We start from the raw sequence: 18526 nt of genomic DNA, 5'->3' as shown, positions 1-18526 counted from the left end.
GGGCTTTTTGATGAGGCGTCAGACGAGTCGGACCAAAGGTGCACGGTGCACCGGCGGCCCTGGGCGGGCCGTCGGGTGGGATGGGACGCGGAAGCCACGGGCCGGGCACGTCGGAACGCCACGCATGTCAGACCGTCCCAGGAGGCCCGAACGGGCCCCTGGATTCACACTCGCGCGGTCCGTGGGATCACATCGGGCCGCGGACGCCCGCCGCCCGCCCCAGAGTGCTCTCGCGTTCCACCAGGCGGTACTCCGCCCAGACGCGGTGCGGTTCGGAAACCTCGTCGCCGCCGAGCCGTGCCAGCACCGACTCGACCGCCAGCCGGCCGATGGCTTCCTTGTCCGGCGACACGGAGGTGAGCGTCACCGCGCCGAAACGCCCCTCGACCACGTCGTCGAAGCCGACGACCGCGGTGTCCTCAGGAACGCGCAGCCCCCAGTCGAAGAGCGCACGCATCGCGCCGATGGCCATGGGGTCGTTGTAGGCGAAGACGGCGTCGGGACGTCGTCCGGACTCCAGGATGCGACGCATGGCGTCGGCGCCGTCCGCGTGGCCCCATCCGTCGGTGGCCGCGACGAGCCCGTCGTCGGCCGGCAGACCGGCGGCCGTCAGTTCCTCGCGCCAGCCGCGGACACGCAGCTGAGCAGTCTCGCTGCGGCCGCGCCGGGCGCCGATGAACGCCACCTCCCGGCGTCCGAGTCCGATCAGATGCCGGACGGCGGCACGGGCGGCGGCGACGTTGTCGATGGCGATGTGGTCGTACGGCAGGTCGTAGTCGCGTTCGCCGAGCAGCACCAGCGGGACGCTCTCCGCCCGGTCGTGCAGGTCCTCGGCCTCCAGCTCGATGGGACTGAGGATGAGACCGTCGATGACCCTGGCCCGGAAGCCCTGGCTGACCAGGACCTCCTGTTCGCGGTGCCCTCCGGTGTGGTCCAGCAGCACGATGTACTCGTGCGCGGCGGCGGCGTCGATGACGGCGGCCGCGAGTTCGGCGAAGTAGGGGTTGCCGAGTTCGGGCAGCGCGAGCGCGATGATGCCCGTACGGCCCTTGCGCAGATGTCGGGCCGCCAGGTTGGGCCGGTAGCCGAGCGCGTCGATGGATCGTTGGACACGCTCGCGCATGGCGGGGGTGACGTGCTGGAAGTTGTTCACCACATTGGAGACGGTCTTGATGGAGACCCCCGCGTGCGCGGCAACGTCCTTGAGGCTGACCCTCACGGCATTCCCCTTTTCAGCGTCCCGACCGGTCCGGTCGGTGCGGGTACGAGGTCGTCGGCGTCACCGTCGTGTGCGCGCTCCGACTCTCCGTACGTGATCTTTACAACGTTATACAGGCGTCCGCGCCGCACTGACAAGGCGCCGGGCGACAGCAGTCCCGAGGAGGTTCATCGGGGTGTGTTCAGCTCGCCGTGCGGGCATCCGATGAAGATCCGGGCCGGTGAGCGGGAGTACTTCCTCATGATCATTCCGATGACGCTACGAACAGCTCGGCGACCACGGGTAGCTTGGCCCTTCTCCGCAGAGCTGAAGCGGGCGTATCCGGTGCTCTGCCACATTACTGACTTCGGCCCGGCAAGGTACGAAGACGTCGGCGCCACGCCTTGCACTCTTCGGTTGCTTCAGCTCAGCCATGGCCTCGCCGGGAAGATTCTGTGGCCCACCGAAGGCATGTCAGCAGGCGGCTTTACCAAGGCCTCTGGAAGGGGTCTTGAGGGTCGCCAACCTTCGTGCGTGTCAGTTCCAGGGGCGCCATGAGGCGTCCGTGCCGGGGAGCTGCGTGAGGAGCATGTCCGGACCCTGGCAGCCGGTCACTTCCTCCTGCTCGGCCAGAACGGTGCCTCCCCGTCTCCGAGGATGCGTATGCGGACGTGCCCGGTGGGGGAGTTCACCCAGTCCGACGTGTCCGGCCGCACGAACTCGCCTTCACGGCCGTGGATCCACAGGCGGCCTGCGGTCAGGTTCAGCAACTGCGGGCTGTGCACCTTGGACGGGAAGATCAGACTCCCGCCCCACGAACTGCTGCCGTCCCGGGCGAGGTCCGAGGCACCGGCCAGCCGCTCACCGTCGGGGAGTTCGAGGATCACCGTGCCACGGTACGGAGTCATGCCGCGGAGCGTACCCGGGGCGGCGCCGCGCTGGTGCCGCTTCGACAGTTGCCTCTTTCGCAGGGCGCGACCGAACCCTTTCTGCGGCGGGTGCGTTGAATCCAGAATGGATCTGCCGTCGTCGGTGCCGCCCGACATGACGCGTCCACGGTCCCACCCTCTGGGTTCGATCAACTGGCGTGGCTCCGCGTCCTCTTCGCGCCACCGAGCTTTTTCGGTCCTCACTTGGCGATCTCGGGCCTGGGCTCAGGGAACGAGTTCTGGCCCCGCCTTTCAGCTGTTGGTCAGGCAATTCGCGGACCGACTCGGCGGAATTCGTTTCCGTTGCGGGGGCGGTTGCGCGAGCATGCCGGAATGACCTTGCTGCGGTGACTTGGAGGGGCCTGATGGGTGCTGGTCCCGAGGCCGGGCTGATCTTGCTGTGCGGGCTTCCGGGCTCCGGGAAGACGACTTTGGCCAAACGCCTGGCGAGAGAGATCCCGGCGGTGCGCCTGTGCCCGGACGAATGGCTGGCGGACCTCGGTGTCGATCTCTTCGACGAGCGAACACGTGCCCGGCTTGAGGGGCGGTTCTGGGAACATGCCCAGGACTTGCTGAGGCTCGGGCAGACGGTGATCTTGGAGTTCGGCTTCTGGGGGCGTTCCGAGCGGGATGAGAAGCGTCTGGCGGCACGCGCACTGGGGGTTCCTGTCGAACTGCACTACCTTGCTGCGTCGATCGGTGAGCTGTGCCGCCGTCTTGAGGCTCGCAGCCTGGAGAGTGGGCCGGGGACTGTCCCGGTCACTCGCGAGTTGCTCGAGGAGTATGTGGAGCTCTTCCAGGCGCCCGGGGAGGACGAACTGCATCTCTTCGACGACCCCTCAATCTGGTGGGCGAGGCCCGGCGCCGGAATCAGGATTCCGGGCTCGCCACCCGTGTCGAACTCGCGAGTCAGTCTTCGGCGGGACGCGGGGCACGCAGATGCGCCCGCTCCTTCAGCTCCTGCTCGTCGACGAACTTGAGCATCGGCTGACCCGGCGCGCACACCATGGTCACGAGGAACTTGGTCGGGGCGTCCGTCAGGGCGTTGCCGTCCTGGTAGTGGATCACGTCGCCGCCCGGCTCCCAGAACGTCTCGCCGGCCTTGATCACACGCTCCGGTTCACCCTCGAGCTCGAACCGGACCGCGCCCTCCACCACGTAGCCGAAAGCGGGACCGGAGTGGCGATGCGGAGCAGCCCCGGGGTGACCGGGAGGCCACTCGACGAGGATGGTCATTCCCGAGCCGCCTTCGGGAAAGAAGGGCGGAGTGACCTCCTGCAGTACGGTGATTTCGGGCGGCAAGCCCTGGTGCCCCTCGTGGGCGGGCTCGTGCACTGGGTTGTCTGACATGTGCCACTCCTCCTAAAGCCTGCCTGGAACGGACGATCACCTGGTCACCGTCTTCCGGACCGCTGTGCCGGCCACCCGTTCGGCAGTGATGGAGTTCGTCTGCTCCTGGCTCGCAGGACTTGTCTCACGATGAAGACCAGACACGGCCCACATCTGTGACACGCCGAGCGTCCTCCGCCTTGCTGACAGCCCCGACACCACCCCGCTCCCTGTGGGCGGCCGCCACCATCCGGGAGCCGGCGGGCACGGGGAACGCATCGCGCCATGTCATCTGGTCCCCGGCGGCGGTGAGGCGTAGCCGCGGGCCTCAACGAGGTGGTGCGTGAGGTCGGCAAAGGCTTGGGATGCGGCGCTCTGGTAGCCGCCCTGCCGTCGGAGAAGCACCACGGTGCGCTTGGGCAGGGGCGGGGTCAGGGGGACCGTGTCGAGCTGAGGGTGGTCGTCGGTGACAGCGTCGGGCAGCACGGTGGCCAGCGTCGTGCGTTGGACGATCTCGATCAGCGCCTGGATGGAGTTCGCCTCGATCGCGATGCGCGGGCTGACGCGGTGCCGTTCGAAGTAGGCGTCGATGTGGCTACGGGTGGCGAAGTCGGGGCTGAGGAGAGCGAGCCGCAGCGCGGCCAGATCCTGCACCGCCGGCGCCTCGGGTTTCCGGTCCCGGGGATGGTCGGGGCCCACCACGAGACTCAGGCTCTCGGTGAAGATGCGCGTGGCGTGGATTCCCTGCTGATGGGTCGCCTCGAAGGCGATACCGAGGTCGATGTCGTCGGCGAGCAGGGCCACTTCCATACGGTCCTGGGTCATCTCGGTGAGGGACAAGGAAATGCCTGGGTGTCGGGTATGGAATTCGGCGGTCATCGGTCCGACGAAATAGCCGATGAATGTGGGGGTGACCGCCAGACGCAGTTCGCCGCGGGAAAGGTCCTGAACGTCGTGCACGGCACGCTGGGCAGCCGTCAGTGAGCGCATGGCCTGCCGGGCATAGTGCCGGTACACCTCCCCGACGTCGGTCAGCTGGACCGTCCGACCCGAACGGTCCAGCAACTGAACCCCCAGGCTGCGCTCCAGCTGCTTGATCTGCTGGGACAGTGTGGGCTGGGAGATATGCAGATCGTCGGCCGCGCGAGTGAAACTGCCGTGCTCCGCCACAGCCAGCAGGTAGCGCAGATGGCGCAGTTCCAGAGTCATGAATTAACTATAGATGACATCTATAGGTTTTATGGTTGATAGGTCTTGGACACTATAGGGGCTGGCAGGGCATGGTGGATTTCGCGCGGCCAAGGGGCCGACAGATTCGGTAGGACCAGTCGAAAGGCCCAGGCCATGCATGACCTCACCGGCGGCGTCACTCGATTCCAGCGGGACGTCTTCCCCGAAAAGGCGGACTTGTTTGCCCGCCTGACAACTGCCCACGCCCCCCACACCCTGTTCATCAGCTGCTCGGACGCGCGCGTCGTGCCCGAGCTGATCACGGGAAGCGAGCCGGGGGAACTGTTCGTCATCCGCACCGCAGGCAACCTCGTGCCGGCGCACGGCCTCAGCGTCGACGGGGTCGCGGCGAGCATCGAGTACGCGGTGGACGTCCTCGGCGTCTCGGACGTCGTGGTGTGCGGACACTCGGGATGCGGTGCCATGACCGCCCTGGCCGAAGGGCGGGACCTGAGTTCTACGCCGGCGACAGCCGCCTGGCTTCGGCACGCCGACGCCGCCCGGGTCCGCTGCGCCACGCAGGACGTTGCAGCGCTGGTGCACAGCAACGTGATCGCGCAACTGGCGAACCTCTCCACCCACCCCTCGATCGCCCGCGCCCTCACCCACGGCGAGGTGGCACTGCACGGCTGGGTCTTCGACATCGCGACCGGACGCATCGATGACGTCGACGCACCCGACGCCCCAGCACAGGCGGTCTGACGGGCCCCGGCCTGCCCCGCCTTCCGCGCACACAGCGCAACCCCCGAACCACCCCTGCCCGTTCTCGCGCAGGGCGATCCCCTCGAAAGGAATGTCCGCCATGACATACGTTCAGTTCGACCCCGCCGCCCGTCAGGCCCTGGCCAACACCGCGGTCGAAGCCAAGGACCGCAAGGACGTCACCTGGCAGCAGATCGCCGACGCCGCCGGCCTGTCGGTGGCCTATGTGACCGCTGCCGTGCTCGGCCAGCATGCTCTGCCCAAGCAGTCCGCCGAAGCAGTCGCAGAGCTACTGAGCCTGGACCAGGACGCGGCGCTGCAGCTGCAGGCGATTCCGACGCGCGGTTCCATTCCCGGAGGCATTCCCACCGACCCGACCATCTACCGTTTCTACGAGATGATCCAGGTCTACGGCACCACGCTGAAGGCACTGGTCCACGAGCAGTTCGGCGACGGCATCATCAGTGCCATCAACTTCAAGCTGGACGTCAAGAAGGTCGCCGACCCCGAGGGCGGCGAGCGCGCCGTGATCACCCTGGACGGCAAGTACCTGCCGACCAAGCCCTTCTGACCCCGCCGCTCAAGCGGGTGGGGCACACCTTTGCCCCGCCCGCTCCTCTCCGCCGGTCCTCGTGACGGGCTCAGCCTGCAGACGCCGTCATCCCTCGGCCCAGTAAGCGGCTCGCACCTCACCCTCCGCGAAGTCCTCGCGCGGCAGTCGCAGGCCCAGGGACTGTTCCAGGGCGTGGAAGTACAGCTCGAACGTGCTGGTCATCTCGGGGTGGTCCAACTCGGCCCGGCGTACGGCACGGTTGAGGAAGTCCAGCTCGCCACCCCGCAGGTACGGGGCATGGCCGCGCTCGTACCAGATCAGCTCCAGCACACCCCAGTCGTCGTCGACGCGGCGGCCGTCGCGCATGTAGTCGAAGGTGTAGATGGCCTTCGCGGAGGTGGCGGTCAGCCAGACGCTCTCCTTGATCCCGAGCGCCGCGTACGCCTCCTTGTCGGCAAAGGAGCCCGGCGGCGTGTCGTGGTGCAGGAGGAACGTCCACCCGCCCGCCTGCCCGAAGCAGCAGCTCTCCCACTGGCGGTCCCAGTAGGCACGGCCGTCTGCTTGCAGGTCCTTCAGGCGGGTACCGGCCGCGACCTGTTCGGGATCGGCCCCATACAGCAGGGCCAGTTGCTCGGCGTCGACGGTTCGTCCGGGTGCCGCGCGGAAGAAGGCCAGCTGCGTGTACGGGTCCTGTTCACGCCAGGACCCGGCTATCCAGGCGAGCCCCTCCAACGGGTCGCGTCCACACGTCTCGACGGTCCCCGTGTCGTCAAGGCCACCACTGCGGAACCGTCTGCCCCACGCCGGATCGATACGGTTCAGCCCCTCGGCCACCTCCTCGAGGCTGCCACCGTGGTGGCGTAGCGCGGACTCGGCGATCAGATACAGCGCCTGGTCGAGGTCGCGGGTGGCGAAGACCTCCCGGTAGGGACCGCGACGGCCGCGCAGTGTGCCGTCCTCGTCCAGGAGCAGGCAGAGACTGCCGTCCTCCGCCTCCTCGGCGCGCTCGGCCCTCGCCTCGAACTCGTCGTCCGAGAGCGTCACGGGTGGCAGTGCGGCGTCGTCGAGCAGGGGGTGTCGTGTGACCGTCCGCTGCCAGCCGTCGGCAAGTGTCTGCTTGGTGATCTCCATGGAGATCAGTATGGAAGGCGGCACTGACAACCGGGCGATCCCGTCTGTCGGTTGAGTATCGGGCTGTCCAGGACCGGTGGGCCGTTCCCGAGGGACTTTTCTCCACCAGCAGGCAGCCGGTGGTAATGCAGGTCACCGTCTGCTGGATGGCATCTCGGTCCGGGCGCCGTACACCTGCTTCAGGTGGGGCCCGCTGTCCGGGGGCACGCCGGGTGGCTCCGCACAAGGCGGGTCGTGGTCGGTCGGTGATGTACCAGTTGTCATGCGCGTGGGTGATGATCAGGGCATGTCGAATCGCCGCATGCTGTCCATCGTCGTGTTCGCCTCGGCCGTGCTCATCACGGCCTGTGGAGTGCGGGCCGAACCCTCGGCGGACGACGACGGGTTGGGGTCGGCTGCCGCCGAGCCCTCGCCGTCCCTCACACGAAGGCCCGAATGTGCCGAGGGAGTCACCGACAGCCCGCCTGCGGCATCACCGTCGCGGGCCGGGGCGACGTCCCCGGGCAGCAGCGCAGTCCCGGAGAATCCGCACTACGACGAGAACCACGCGTACCGCATGTCCGGGGAGCTCGCCCCCGAGAACCGGGCGGCCGGGGAGGCCAGCGTGCGTCTGATCCGTCCGGCTCTCGAGACGCTGCGCAAGAACAAGCGGTTTGCCGAGAAGGATGTACGGTCCGTCATGGCCAAGTGGGGTTGCGGCGACGACAACGGGCTCGCGATCAGTTCCGGGTGGCCTCAGTACGAGCGGGTGTGGTTCTCCTTCCACACCGGCAAGGCCTGCGTTTCCGCCGAGATCACGCCGAAGGGTGTGGCGACCGAGGTGTACGGCGCCTTTGCCGAACCCGACCCGTCCGGGCCCTGCGTGGAGAACCGGGGCGGACACTGAGCAGGCCCCGCGAGGCCCCGGTCCGACCCCGCTGCCTGTTCCCCACACGTGCGGCGACGGATTGTTGAACACAGCCCCCCACTCAGCATCCGGGGAAGAGCTCGATCTGCTCATGTACCGCGTGCCGGATCGGTCTGTGTCACCTCCAGGGACAAGTCGTTGTCCACCGTGTAGTAGGGGCGGACGAGCGCTGTGCCCACTGGGACGGCCGGGTAGACGAAGATTTCCTTGCGGTCCGCCACGTCATCGAGGAGGCGGCCGATCCGTGTGAGTGGCGCCCCTGCTGCCGGTCGGACGAAGAGGTCCCAGACGCCGCCGTCACCTGCCTGGTCGGCGAGTTCCGCCCAGCCGGTGGTGAAGGAGAAGGTTCGCCGGTCGTTCTCGACCTGGGGGTCGAGATCCCGGACGGTGCTGGTGCCACGGAGGCGCAGACGCACAACTGGGCGGTCGCTGAAGGACGTTCCGTGCAGGCGGGCCGTGACGGTCATGGACTGGGCCGTCGTCCTGACGCGGTCGGCCTCGGCGTGGACCGTCCGCAGCCAGGCCCGTACGGCGAGGTGTCCGTCCTTGGTGACGTACGGAACCCTGACGGCGACCGGCGACGACCAGTCGCGGACGTGTCCGTCCACGAGAGCCCGCAGGTCCCTCGGGCCGGGGCGCAGCTTCTGGCGTTCGCCGCCGGGCTCCTGGAGCAGAAACACGTCCCACCGTCCTTCGGTGAGCACCGGACGGGTGTGCAGGACAGCCGATCGACGGCCGTCGTCGGCGGGTTCCAGGTCGAGGAGGTGGCAAGTCGTCTCCGGCTGCCCCTTCTTGGGCCTCAGCCGCAGCAGCAGCTGAGGGCGTGCTTCCGGGGCCAGCCGTGCGACGAACGTGATCCGGCCGTCTGCGGCAATTGTGCAGTCGGCCCACGGTTCAGTGCTGTTGACCGCGTTCATCGCTGCCCCCTCGGTATGACACCTACGGCTCTGCCGCCTGCTGCGTGGACGGCGTCTTTGACGGCGAAACCCCGGCCGACCAGGCTCCGGCGTACGCCGTTGCGGTCGGGCGCCACAGACCGTCCGGCCTGTCGGGCGGCGTGTGCCTCGGTGAAGAGCCGCTCGGCCTGGTCCACCACGGGGCCGGGGGCGAAACGACGCGCGTTGTCGATGGCTGAACGGCCCATGCGGCGCCGACGCTCGTCGTCACGTACGAGTTCCAGCAGGGCAGCGCCCAGCCGGTCACGGTCGCCGACCGGCACGAGCCGGCCGTCGACTCCGTTCTCGATGATCTCCCCGGGACCGTACGCGCAGTCCGTGCTGACCACGGGCAGTCCGCATCGCATGGCCTCGACGATGGTCATGCCGAACGGTTCGAAGTTGGATGCCGCGGCGCCGATCGAGCCCTTCACCCATTCCGCTTCCATGCGCGCGGTCGCCCCCATCAGGTAAACGTTGTCGCACAGGTCGAGGTCCGCGATGATCCGCCTCAGCCGCGCGTGCTCTTCCCCCTTGCCGTATATGCGCAACTGCCAGTCCGGGTGCTCGGCGACCACCAGGGCGAACGCCTCGATGAGCAGGTCGTAGCGTTTCACCGGGACCAGCCTGCCTGCTGCGACCACCACCTTCGCGGCGCCGTCAGCGGCCGGCAGCTCAGGGTCGGGGACACTGTTGGGCAGTGCCTCCACGCGGACTCCGGGCAACCACATCTTGCGCCGGTAGGCCGCAGCGTCCGCCTGTGTGACCGTGGTGAGCGCGTCGAGCCGACGGTAGGCACGACGGAGTGCCGTGCGCAGCCGCGGTGAGTGATTGTCGAGGGTGAGGTGCTCCTGCCCGATGCGGACGACCTGATCCGGCGCCTGGCGCGCCAAGTGCACATTCAGCCCGGGCCGTGTGCCGACGACCACGTCGGCGTCGATGGTTGCCAGACACTCGCCGATGCGCCGATCGGTCAGCTCGCTGTACTGCCGATAGCGGTACTCGGCGGCAGGGAACACCCGCGCCGGCACGCGATGCAGGGGGTGCTCCTCCTCCTGCCTCAGGTCCACCAGCGGCCGCAGGGACACCCGGGGGTCCAGCGCGAGGTTCGGGCGCTCCCGGTGCCGTAACACCGAAATGATCTCCACGGTGTGCCTCTCGGCCAGCGCCTGGGCGAGGTTGAAGGTGGTGGTGATCGTGCCTCCGATTCCGTAGGCATTGTGAATCAGGAAAGAAATCTTCATGGCGTTGAAGACAACGCCGTTTCCCGCAAGGTTGTCCCGGGTTACGACTTCGTGACCGAGGCGGCCGTCCCCTCGCGGACGGGCGGAGGCCCGTGTGGCGGCATCGTCTTCACGTGAACGGACGGCGGATGCAGGCCACTTCGGAGGCGCCGCTGCCCGGCGCTGTTCGATCCCGATGCCAGGTCGAACCAGGTGTGCCGTCTTCTGCCGATGCGTCAAACGAGGCGGATATGCATGTGGTGCGTGAGGCTGCGGAGGGTTTCGCGGAGCCACGGGCTGCGGACGGCCGGCAACCGGGCCAGGGTGCGTCTGAAGACATGCGCGTCGACCTGGAACGCGTGGCGGGGACGCGGAGTGGGCGGGTCGTCCCTCAGGACGCCGTCGGCCATGGGACCTGATGTGGGAACGGGCAGGTGCGGCTCGGGGACGACCAGCCGGAACCACACTCCGAACGGGAGCGGCACCGGACGGACCGAGGTGGCCAGGTGGGCCGGGGCCCAGGTCTGCCCGGTCTGCGGATGGGACGGCACGAGGAGGATGTCGGCGTCCATGTCGGGCGCGGGCAGTCCGGGTCCGGCCAGGACGGCGCGCCGCGTCGGCGGTCCGGCCGGCAGGAGGGCGTCGAGAGTGGGTTGGAACACCTCCTGTGCCAGGCCGTTCGGGACGGTCATCGGCCGGCCCTCGGAGGCCACCACCAGGTGTGCGAGCGCGCTGCCCGCTGCCGCCACCCACTGCGGGCTCCAAGACCACGAGAGGTCCGACCCCGGCGGTGAACCCCACCTGGTGATCGGCTCGAACGGAGGCGTGCCCTTCCCCTGCGTCATCAGCTCCGCCCAGGTGAGCGGTGCGGCGTCGCGGCCCGCGGCGGGCATGCGGCACACGGCGTCCGGGGCGAGCCACATCGCCTGCCAGGACGAGCAGTCGTCGATCCGGCTGGCCACCGGAAGGCCGCACGCCTCGCACGCCATGTTGGGGCCGTCCGCCTCGGCGAGGCCGCAGCAGGCACCGCCGCGCTTGTCCGGGATCAGGACGGTGCCACGGGTGTCGCCGGGCGCGATGACTACCGCGCCGGGCGCGCCGTCGGACAGGACCTCTACCGGTGCGTAGATGCCACGGGCCGCCGCTTCGTCCGGATGGATCTCGCGCCACCTGCGCCACGGGGGTCCCCACGGCTCCGGCTCCACGGCGAACGTCCCCGACTCCATGAGCACCGGGAGCTGAAGTCCGTTCCCGAACCGCTGATGGGCATGGACCGGCAGTGCGACCCGGGACAACGGGGCGGTCAGCTCGGAGCCGCACCCCGCACACACGAAAACGAACAACTGCCCTCCGTCTGGAAACAGGGGCATCGTCGCAGCCCGGCAGCGGCCTGCCAACGTCTTTTCATCCGCTCCGGGGCCGACGCACGGAGTCAATGCCGGCCCAGGCTAGAGGTGTGGGCCCTGTGGCACACATGGAGCGACGGGGAACTGAAGGTGACCGTGGTGGTGTCCGCGGTCGAGACGACCGAGGGACTGTTCGAGAACTGGTCCCGTAGGAGGGCTCGCGACCCTGTGTCACCCCTGCCGTCCCGGATCACCCTCATCCGACGGGACTGGATGGGGCCGATGACCTTCTCGCCTCGGGCCGTGAGCCGGACGGGCCTTGGCGGTCGGCCACTGTCCTGGCTGTCGGCGGTCATCGCCGGGTCCGCATGAGGATCGCGGCGAGGTGTAGTACCGCCTGGTAGGCGGTGGCGAGCTTGTCGGTTCGCATGGCCAGGCCACATGCAGTGGGCGCGTCCCCTGGAGGCATACTTCTTCAGCGGCTCTTCAAACCGGTGTGACCTCGGAGGGGCCCCAGAGATCACCATCAATGATATGCAGCGTCGGCTGTGGTTCTTTCTTGCCGCTCGCCATGACACGGTAATTCTGAACTCGGCGCGCGCGGTGATGCCTCAAGATTCTCGAGGCGAGATACGCCCCATTTTTCCACACGCGGCTCATCCGTCAAGTCACGTCATTCAGTGACATGAAAAGGCGGCCTCGGCGATGCGCAATTGACTCATGAGGTACCCCGGAAGAGCGGCTATGCGCACCGCCCTTGACCAGCGACCATGCCGTAAGCATGGCTTGGGCGCCATGAATCCAAGGATCGCCTGATACTTTCCTCAGTTTTCTCGTCGACTCAAAGGTGGCTCCCATGGAGAACGTCCGACACGACTATTCTGTCTGTGCGAATTGCGGCACGTCGATGGAGGAGGGGCGGCTTGCTGTATAGAACCCAATCTTTCTTCTCGGTCTTGTCAACTGGCAGCCGATCAAGCCTGGATATCGTCGATTCCGGCGGCCGATGGATTCCGGGAAGGTCATTGTTCCCCGAGTCGGCGGCCGTGGGTGTCCCAGAGCCCGGATCTGTCGATCGTGCGGGACCGTCGTCTTCTCGTACGCCAAGGATCACCTTGACTCGTCGGTGGCCGCGACCGCCCGTCGCCTTCCGCGAGGGGGGGAAGCCCTTGCGTCATTTTCCATTAGGGGTATATGCTCCTAATGACCGGGTTGGGTTCATCGAGTCCCCTTCCTGCTCTTCCCGCGACATCAGGGGGCGCCGTCGGACACCCGCGCCCCCGTTGCGGGGGGCGGATGCGCATGCGACCTTGCCCGGTCACAAACAATGGGAGCCAGGCCTACGCCTGCCGGTCACGTCGTCCTCGGCCTCGTCGCAAGCGCGGGCGGTGTAGGCCGTAACACCCTCGAGAAGCTGCGCGCACGGTGACCTTTGCCTCCGCTGCAGCCCGCTGGGAATCGCAGAGCCCAGGAATCTCTGGACCTAGGTTGTGGAGTCGGAAGTCTCACTGTGAAGCCGCAGTCAGGCGTGTGCGCCCATTTCACTGCTTCGGCCTCGAACCTCCGTGAGGTGGGCGGGAGTTGTTCTCTGGTCCCCATCTTGGATGCTTGTCGTCAGTCTGGTTCGGGTGGGTGGATGGTGACGAGTTCGACTTCGAAGCCGTCGGTGTTCTCCAGGTAGGCGGCGTAGGTCCGTTCGCCGCCGGCGTGCGGGTGACGGTCCGGGAACATCAGGCTCCAGCCGTGCCGCTGGGCTTCGGAGGCCAGCGCCTCCACGGTGTTGTGGTCCTCGACGTGGAACGCCAGATGGTTCAGTCCGGGCCGGCACCGGTCGTGCTGGCAAGAGGTGAGGGCAGGGGACTGCTCGACGACCAGGTAAGTAACTCCGAGTCGCCAGCTGCGGCCGTTGTTCCAGCTCTGGAACGGCGTGTAGCCAAGGGCTTCCAGGAGCCATCCGAAAGAGGCGACGGCCCGGTCGAGATCGGGCACCCAGATCTCGACATGGTGCAGCATCCCGTGGCTCGGCCGCGTCATACCGCCACCGCCGGGGAGGGTTCGGTCGGGTGGCCGTATTCGAACCGGGCACCGGCCCGGACCAGGACGACAAGGTGGCGCGCGTTCACCGCGCACCACCGATTCCGGGCGGATTCCACGAGCTTGAACGCCATGGCCAAGGCGGCCTTTCCACGGCGCGCTTCTTCGACGGCTTTGCTCCGCAGCCGGACGTCGAGGGAGGCGGACTCAAGAGGGTTGGTGGTCCGCAGGTGGACCCGGTCGGCCGGGAAGTCGTGCGGCGCCAGCAACTCGTCCTCATTGTCAGTGATCTTGATGACCGCTCTGGGAAACTTCGCGCCGTACTGCTGGGCGAACGCTGCAGCAGGCTGCCTGCTCTCGATCCTCAGCATTGTAGATCTCTGCCAAGGCCCTCTTCGCAGTCGGGTGGCAGAGGGGTGTCGTGGGGAGCCGTCGTGCGAACTGAGCGTGAATGGCCCAGAAGCCTTGCGCGGAGCCACCCTTGAACCATGCGCAGCGTCCCGTAGTTGCCCCGCTCGTAACCGCTGATGTCGGGGAAGCCCCCCCGGCATCGGGGGCCTCCGACAAGTCGTCCTGCCCTCGGGCGGTCGGGCGCGGGGCGTGTGGTCTCGAGTCGTTCCGTCCGTTGTCAGTGCGGGCGGCTACGGCCCGACCGTCGTCAGGCACACAACTCTGGGGAGGGGATGTGGGAGCCAAGACGGGACTGCTCGTGTACGCGGACGGCGACGTGCCGAGCCTGCTGCGGCAGGTGGGGACGGCCGACCCGGCACGGACGTCCGCGATGATGCGGGGACTGTATCCGGGCTGGGAGATCGCACCGAGCGAGGGCAGGGAACTCTGGGAGGGTGTGTACCCCCGAGGGGCACGGCCTACGCGGCCAGTTGGCCGGGCGTGGAGGTCATCGGTGACCAACGGGTGGTGATCGACTTCCCGTCTCGGTTCCCGGAGCACCTGGTTGCGGCGAGCGCCGGTCGGCGGCTGGTCCTGCACGCGATGCACAGCGTCGTCGACTGGCTCGCGTTGGCCGTCTGAGAGGACGGCTGCCTGGTGCGCTCACTGAGTCTGTCCCCGGGCAGCGGGATCATGGAGAACATCGGCGAGCCCCTCTCCTTCGAGCAGTCCTACTGGGCAGGCGACCGGCCCGCCGAGGTCATCCACGGCTTCCATGTACGGGACCCGCATGCGCCTGACCCCGCAGAGCAGGAGGCAGCGATGCGAAAGGTCATCGAGGCCACGAGCTCGCCGCGCTTCTTCTCACGGGGACCGGGCGGCTCACTGGTCGAACTCGACGGCCTCCGATTCAAGACTTCTTGGCCCGAGGCGGGTTGAGTGGGGGGCTCAACCTTGGGCCGCGCTGGGCCTGCTCGCTGCGATCGGGACTGCCCTGCCGGCTCGGATCTCCGGAGCCATGGTGGACTCCTTCGCGGCATCGAGCACGCCCCAGAACACTTCGGTGTCCACGGAGGGCAGTCTCTCGGTGCGCCACGGCAGCCCTGCTGCACGGTCCCGGACGTCGAAACTCAGGTCAGGTCCGAAACAGCCACTCCATCGCGGTCAGGCTCTTGGCGACGTACTTTTCTCGTCCCGTCCCGATGCCGTAGGCCAGGTCCTCGAAGACGCTGCACCTGGCATAGAACACGGCGCGCTCGGTGAGCGCCGCGGCGTTGTCGGCGTCGGTTCGATAGTTTCTGATGGCGGCGCGGGTGGCGGCGGGACCGAGATCACGGTGGAGGAGCCCGAAGTCGTAGGCCGGGTCGACGGCGGCGGCATCGCTCCAGTCGATGATGCCGGTCACCGTCCATGCGACCGGGTCGATGAGAACGTGTTCGATCCCCAGATCGTTGTGGGAGAACACCGGGGCCCAACCACCTTGCGGCGGCGGGGCGTTCAGGAACGTCTCGACGCCGGCACGGTGTGCCGCCGGCACCTGCCCGGCCACCGTCAGATAGTCCTCCGCGGCCTCACGTCGCCATTCGGCCAGCGGCTGATCGTCGGTTGGCGCCAGATCGGCCATCCGGTCGATCGGGACAGCATGAAGCGCAGCGAGCAGCTCGCCGAGCACGGTGGCGATCGACGTGCCGTGGGCCAGTCGCTGGTGCCGAGGCATGTCCAACAGCGGCGTGCCGGGGAGCTTGAAGTAGGCCAGACAACCCTCTTCCGCGACCGTGAAGGTCGGTTCGGGGACGGGCAAGGGCGCAACGTCGGCGACGGCGGTGAGCACGCGGACCTCGTGGTCCAGCCGGGCGGTCCGCCGTGCCAGGTCGGGTTCCTTGCTGAAGCGCACGATCAGCTCGCCGTTGACCTCGTAGGCCAAGTTGTCCAGGCCCTCACCGAGTTGAACAACGGAGTCGACCTGGTAGTCGGGCATGTGCGCAGCCACGACGGAGCGGACGTCTGCGACGCGGTCGCCGCTGCGACTGGTCATTCGCCGACCCTACCCATCGATGCAAGGGGCCGACGGTGGTCGGCGCGTGGCGCTGTCGCCGGCCGTGCGGCTCGATGACCTATGCCGAGCCCTGTATTGGTCGGCGCCACGCCTCCGCTGCTCAGCCGGTGTGGCGGTCCGTGGAGAGGAGCCGTCGCCGGCGTCGGAGTTGCGTGACGAGGGCCGTGGCCATGAGGAGAGACTCGACGACTGCCGCACAAATGGGCCGACCGTGCGGCGACCGCGCTCGCGGCGAGCTGGAGCACCGCGAGCAGGATCACGACATCACCCGCGACAGGGTGATCACTTGTGCCGTGTCCTCTGGAGCCGAGAAGGCGCAGGCCGATAGTGCTGGGTCCGTCCGGCCGTGCTTCCTCCTGGCGGGCGGTGAGACGGCAGAGGACGTCCCAGGCCTGCCCGGTTCGCGGCGAGTTGTCTTGCTCACCCAGTGGACCGTTGCTAAGCCTTGGGCACTCGACTCTAGGGAGCACGCTGTGCATCAAGAGCCCCCTCTTCCCGTTCCTCCGCGTTCGAGTCTCCGGGCATTCGTCTGCGGCGTCGCAGCCACCGCCCTCGTGACGCTCACCGCCGCGACAAGTCCCGCCGACGCGGACGCCCGGACCGCCGCGGACCCGGCAGCCGTGGTTCGCGAGTGGAACGCCATCGCCACCGACACGATCAAGACCAGCCTCGGCCCCCGTCCCTCCGGGCAGGTGGCGATCTGGGAGGGATTCGTCTCCGTCGCCGTGTACAACGCCGTGGTGGGGATCGAAGGCGGCTACGCCCTGTACAAATGGCACGAGCGCGGTCCGGCCAAGGCATCCTCCGCGGCGGCTGCCGCCACTGCGGCCCACGACGTGCTGCTCACCTACTTCCCGGCGTTCAAGGACCAGCTCGACACCGCCTACGCGGACTCGCTCGCCGCTCTGCCGGCCGGTCATGCCAGAGACCAGGGCGTGGACTACGGAAAGCGCGCCGCGGCCCGCATCATCAAACTACGTGAAGGGGACGGCCGGTTTGCGGACGTTCCGTTCACCGCTTCCCCGGCACCAGGGGTCTGGCGGCCCACCCCGCCCGGGTTCCAGCCCTTCATCGACACCTGGCTCGCCAGGCTCCGCCCGCTCCTGCTCGCCTCCCCCCAGCAGTTCCGCCCCGGCGCACCACCCGCCCTTTCCTCGACCGCTTACGCCGAGGATGTCCAAGAGCTGAAGACCATGGGCGCGAAGACCGGCTCGGGCAGGAGCGCCCAGCAGACCGAGACCGCCCTCTTCTTCAGCGGCAACCTGGTCGCACAGGTCCAGACAGCCGTACGGGACCACGCCGCCCGGCACCGGCTCGGCATCGCCGAGACGGCCCAGCTGTTCGCCGCGGTGAACGCGTCGGCGACCGACGCCGTCGTCACCGCCTGGGACGCCAAGCTCCACTACGGCACCTGGCGGCCGATCACCGCCATCCGCCTCGCCGACACCGACGGCAACCCCGCGACCACGCCGGATCCGGCTTGGGAGCCGCTGCTCCTCACCCCACCGCACCCCGACTACATCGCCGGCCACACGACCGTCACCGCTGCCGTGGCACGCGCCCTGACCGGTGTCCTCGGCACCTCGCACATCGACCTCTACGTCCCCTCCGAGGTCACCGGTACTACGCGGTTCTACGGGTCCGCCGACGACCTCAACCGGGACGTCGTCGACGCCCGTGTGTGGGGCGGCGTCCACTCCCGTACGGCAGATGTGGTCGGCTGCCGGGCCGGTACCCAGGTGGCCGACTGGGCGCTGGACCGCTACTTCCAGCCGGTCGCCAAGGACGGCACCCAGTCGTCCCAGCCGAAGCGAACGGCCCGGCAGGACAGGCTCGCCGAGCCGAAGTGCGGCGACGACACCAAGTCGAATTGACCCGGCCGTGAAGGACCGGGTTCGGAGGCAGGGCGCCACCGGTGGTGACGTGACCTCCTCCGCTCGGACACCCCCACGGCCGACGTGCGCAACGACCGCATTTTCGGCAGCTGAAGTGGGCCTGGTTTGCCCGGTTCTTGTCGGTGTGGCCACACTCGCAGCACTGCTGTGAGTGTGGGCGGGATCGAAGCAGACCACGGGCACGTCGGCCCTGCGGGTCTTGCAGACGATGAAATCTGCGAGCCGGGTGAAGGCCCAGGATTCCAGGGCGACTCGTCGGGGCCCGCGGAGCCGTACCCCCTGCCGGATTATCTCGCCTCCTGCTGTCGGTCAGTGCGAGCTGGAAACGATCTTGGGCGTGGATGCCGTCGAGGCTGCGAGCGGTTTGCCCTCCACGATCTCGGGTGCGGACGCGGCGGCGGTCGTGGCGTCTTCTTCTGCATCACGGTCGCGCATGGCATTGGTTTCGCTTTTGAGGATCCGCAGGGACTGGCCGAGGGAGCGAGCCATGCCGGGAAGGCGCTCAGCGCCGAAGAGCATGATGAGCACGACGAGGACGAGCAGGATTTCGGGTGCTCCGAGTTTGCCGAACATGACGTGCGCCTTTCAGGATGGCGAGGGCAAGAGCGTGGTCCGGCGGCCGGGCCGCGGCGTGTGAGTGCCGGGGCCCGGCCGCCCGATGGCGGGGC

At 68.1% G+C, this 18526-nt stretch carries 17 protein-coding genes and 2 pseudogenes; 7 read left to right on the top strand and 12 right to left on the bottom strand.

The window, feature by feature from the left end:
- Positions 1 to 187 precede the first annotated feature (187 nt).
- Positions 188 to 1219, bottom strand: coding sequence for a LacI family DNA-binding transcriptional regulator (locus tag ACZ4IF_RS16005; protein ID WP_467563274.1), 1032 nt, complete (start codon positions 1217 to 1219; stop codon positions 188 to 190).
- Between the two features lie 590 nt (positions 1220 to 1809).
- The gene (locus ACZ4IF_RS16000; RefSeq protein WP_467563273.1) at positions 1810 to 2106 is read right to left on the bottom strand and encodes a hypothetical protein; all 297 of its coding nucleotides are present in this window, start codon (positions 2104 to 2106) and stop codon (positions 1810 to 1812) included.
- 386 nt (positions 2107 to 2492) lie between these two features.
- On the opposite strand from ACZ4IF_RS16000, the gene ACZ4IF_RS15995 reads away from it, so the two are divergent.
- Positions 2493 to 3107 carry a P-loop nucleotide/nucleoside kinase family protein gene (locus ACZ4IF_RS15995; protein ID WP_467563271.1) on the top strand — a complete coding sequence of 205 codons (615 nt, stop codon included), beginning with the start codon at positions 2493 to 2495 and terminating at the stop codon, positions 3105 to 3107.
- Here the strand turns inward: ACZ4IF_RS15995 and ACZ4IF_RS15990 are convergent.
- Both ACZ4IF_RS15990 and cynR read right to left on the bottom strand, forming a co-directional pair.
- A complete protein-coding gene (locus tag ACZ4IF_RS15990) occupies positions 3037 to 3477 on the bottom strand; it encodes a cupin domain-containing protein (RefSeq protein WP_467563269.1) in 441 nt (146 codons plus the stop codon). The two genes, ACZ4IF_RS15995 and ACZ4IF_RS15990, sit on opposite strands and share 71 nt — an antisense overlap.
- Before the next feature lie 267 nt (positions 3478 to 3744).
- Positions 3745 to 4665 (bottom strand): transcriptional regulator CynR, encoded by a 921-nt coding sequence (gene cynR / locus ACZ4IF_RS15985; RefSeq protein ID WP_467563267.1) that lies wholly within the window; start codon positions 4663 to 4665, stop codon positions 3745 to 3747.
- A gap of 135 nt (positions 4666 to 4800) precedes the next feature.
- On the opposite strand from cynR, the gene ACZ4IF_RS15980 reads away from it, so the two are divergent.
- Both ACZ4IF_RS15980 and cynS read left to right on the top strand, forming a co-directional pair.
- Positions 4801 to 5388: a carbonic anhydrase gene (locus tag ACZ4IF_RS15980; protein ID WP_467563265.1), complete on the top strand. Its 588-nt coding sequence runs from the start codon at positions 4801 to 4803 to the stop codon at positions 5386 to 5388.
- 100 nt (positions 5389 to 5488) lie between these two features.
- Positions 5489 to 5959: a cyanase gene (gene cynS / locus ACZ4IF_RS15975; RefSeq protein WP_467563263.1), complete on the top strand. Its 471-nt coding sequence runs from the start codon at positions 5489 to 5491 to the stop codon at positions 5957 to 5959.
- Positions 5960 to 6046: 87 nt separating this feature from the next.
- Here cynS and ACZ4IF_RS15970 read toward each other — a convergent pair whose 3' ends face one another.
- A complete protein-coding gene (locus tag ACZ4IF_RS15970) occupies positions 6047 to 7072 on the bottom strand; it encodes a hypothetical protein (RefSeq protein WP_467563261.1) in 1026 nt (341 codons plus the stop codon).
- A 286-nt stretch (positions 7073 to 7358) separates the two neighbouring features.
- Between ACZ4IF_RS15970 and ACZ4IF_RS15965 the strand changes: the two genes are divergently transcribed.
- On the top strand, positions 7359 to 7958 hold the full coding sequence (locus ACZ4IF_RS15965) for a hypothetical protein (protein WP_467563259.1): 600 nt from the start codon (positions 7359 to 7361) through the stop codon (positions 7956 to 7958).
- 110 nt (positions 7959 to 8068) lie between these two features.
- Here the strand turns inward: ACZ4IF_RS15965 and ACZ4IF_RS15960 are convergent, their stop codons facing one another.
- From ACZ4IF_RS15960 to ACZ4IF_RS15940, 5 genes and pseudogenes are all read right to left on the bottom strand, one after another.
- Positions 8069 to 8896 (bottom strand): transferase, encoded by an 828-nt coding sequence (locus tag ACZ4IF_RS15960; protein ID WP_467563257.1) that lies wholly within the window; start codon positions 8894 to 8896, stop codon positions 8069 to 8071.
- Entirely contained in the window at positions 8893 to 10158 is a 1266-nt protein-coding gene (locus tag ACZ4IF_RS15955; RefSeq protein WP_467563697.1) for a glycosyltransferase family 4 protein, read from the bottom strand. Before ACZ4IF_RS15955 ends, ACZ4IF_RS15960 begins: the two co-directional genes overlap by 4 nt.
- 215 nt (positions 10159 to 10373) lie before the next feature.
- Positions 10374 to 11480: a hypothetical protein gene (locus tag ACZ4IF_RS15950; protein WP_467563255.1), complete on the bottom strand. Its 1107-nt coding sequence runs from the start codon at positions 11478 to 11480 to the stop codon at positions 10374 to 10376.
- 1617 nt (positions 11481 to 13097) lie between these two features.
- A complete protein-coding gene (locus ACZ4IF_RS15945) occupies positions 13098 to 13517 on the bottom strand; it encodes a VOC family protein (protein ID WP_467563253.1) in 420 nt (139 codons plus the stop codon).
- A pseudogene (locus tag ACZ4IF_RS15940) lies at positions 13514 to 13916 on the bottom strand (transposase); the annotation flags it as partial. The pseudogene ACZ4IF_RS15940 and the gene ACZ4IF_RS15945, both read right to left, overlap by 4 nt.
- A 52-nt stretch (positions 13917 to 13968) precedes the next feature.
- Between ACZ4IF_RS15940 and ACZ4IF_RS15935 the strand changes: the two are divergent.
- Both ACZ4IF_RS15935 and ACZ4IF_RS15930 read left to right on the top strand, forming a co-directional pair.
- Complete coding sequence (locus ACZ4IF_RS15935; protein WP_467563251.1) at positions 13969 to 14439, top strand: DUF6928 family protein; 471 nt, start codon at positions 13969 to 13971, stop codon at positions 14437 to 14439.
- Positions 14409 to 14846: pseudogene (locus ACZ4IF_RS15930) on the top strand (DUF6928 family protein). The gene ACZ4IF_RS15935 and the pseudogene ACZ4IF_RS15930 overlap by 31 nt, the downstream one beginning before the upstream one ends.
- A gap of 196 nt (positions 14847 to 15042) precedes the next feature.
- Here the strand turns inward: ACZ4IF_RS15930 and ACZ4IF_RS15925 are convergent.
- Positions 15043 to 15942, bottom strand: a complete 900-nt coding sequence (locus tag ACZ4IF_RS15925) for a phosphotransferase family protein (protein ID WP_467563249.1) — start codon at positions 15940 to 15942, stop codon at positions 15043 to 15045.
- A 575-nt stretch (positions 15943 to 16517) separates the two neighbouring features.
- Between ACZ4IF_RS15925 and ACZ4IF_RS15920 the strand changes: the two genes are divergently transcribed.
- Positions 16518 to 17837 carry a vanadium-dependent haloperoxidase gene (locus ACZ4IF_RS15920; RefSeq protein ID WP_467563247.1) on the top strand — a complete coding sequence of 440 codons (1320 nt, stop codon included), beginning with the start codon at positions 16518 to 16520 and terminating at the stop codon, positions 17835 to 17837.
- 330 nt (positions 17838 to 18167) lie between these two features.
- Here ACZ4IF_RS15920 and tatA read toward each other — a convergent pair whose 3' ends face one another.
- Positions 18168 to 18431, bottom strand: coding sequence for a Sec-independent protein translocase subunit TatA (tatA, locus tag ACZ4IF_RS15915; protein ID WP_467563245.1), 264 nt, complete (start codon positions 18429 to 18431; stop codon positions 18168 to 18170).
- Positions 18432 to 18526 lie beyond the last annotated feature (95 nt).

It is taken from the genome of Streptomyces sp. NPDC025784 (genome assembly GCF_055558435.1).
Note: the sequence above shows the minus strand (reverse complement) of the source record. Positions and strands in the feature narration are given on the sequence as shown.

What these genes read in the sequence shown, in the direction of transcription:
- ACZ4IF_RS16000 (WP_467563273.1), bottom strand. Translation starts at nt 2,106, where the DNA reads ATGACTCCGTACCGTGGCACGGTGATCCTCGAACTCCCCGACGGTGAG.
- ACZ4IF_RS15995 (WP_467563271.1), top strand. Translation starts at nt 2,493, where the DNA reads ATGGGTGCTGGTCCCGAGGCCGGGCTGATCTTGCTGTGCGGGCTTCCG.
- ACZ4IF_RS15990 (WP_467563269.1), bottom strand. Translation starts at nt 3,477, where the DNA reads ATGTCAGACAACCCAGTGCACGAGCCCGCCCACGAGGGGCACCAGGGC.
- cynR (WP_467563267.1), bottom strand. Translation starts at nt 4,665, where the DNA reads ATGACTCTGGAACTGCGCCATCTGCGCTACCTGCTGGCTGTGGCGGAG.
- ACZ4IF_RS15980 (WP_467563265.1), top strand. Translation starts at nt 4,801, where the DNA reads ATGCATGACCTCACCGGCGGCGTCACTCGATTCCAGCGGGACGTCTTC.
- cynS (WP_467563263.1), top strand. Translation starts at nt 5,489, where the DNA reads ATGACATACGTTCAGTTCGACCCCGCCGCCCGTCAGGCCCTGGCCAAC.
- ACZ4IF_RS15970 (WP_467563261.1), bottom strand. Translation starts at nt 7,072, where the DNA reads ATGGAGATCACCAAGCAGACACTTGCCGACGGCTGGCAGCGGACGGTC.
- ACZ4IF_RS15965 (WP_467563259.1), top strand. Translation starts at nt 7,359, where the DNA reads ATGTCGAATCGCCGCATGCTGTCCATCGTCGTGTTCGCCTCGGCCGTG.
- ACZ4IF_RS15960 (WP_467563257.1), bottom strand. Translation starts at nt 8,896, where the DNA reads ATGAACGCGGTCAACAGCACTGAACCGTGGGCCGACTGCACAATTGCC.
- ACZ4IF_RS15955 (WP_467563697.1), bottom strand. Translation starts at nt 10,158, where the DNA reads ATGAAGATTTCTTTCCTGATTCACAATGCCTACGGAATCGGAGGCACG.
- ACZ4IF_RS15945 (WP_467563253.1), bottom strand. Translation starts at nt 13,517, where the DNA reads ATGACGCGGCCGAGCCACGGGATGCTGCACCATGTCGAGATCTGGGTG.
- ACZ4IF_RS15935 (WP_467563251.1), top strand. Translation starts at nt 13,969, where the DNA reads ATGGCCCAGAAGCCTTGCGCGGAGCCACCCTTGAACCATGCGCAGCGT.
- ACZ4IF_RS15925 (WP_467563249.1), bottom strand. Translation starts at nt 15,942, where the DNA reads ATGACCAGTCGCAGCGGCGACCGCGTCGCAGACGTCCGCTCCGTCGTG.
- tatA (WP_467563245.1), bottom strand. Translation starts at nt 18,431, where the DNA reads ATGTTCGGCAAACTCGGAGCACCCGAAATCCTGCTCGTCCTCGTCGTG.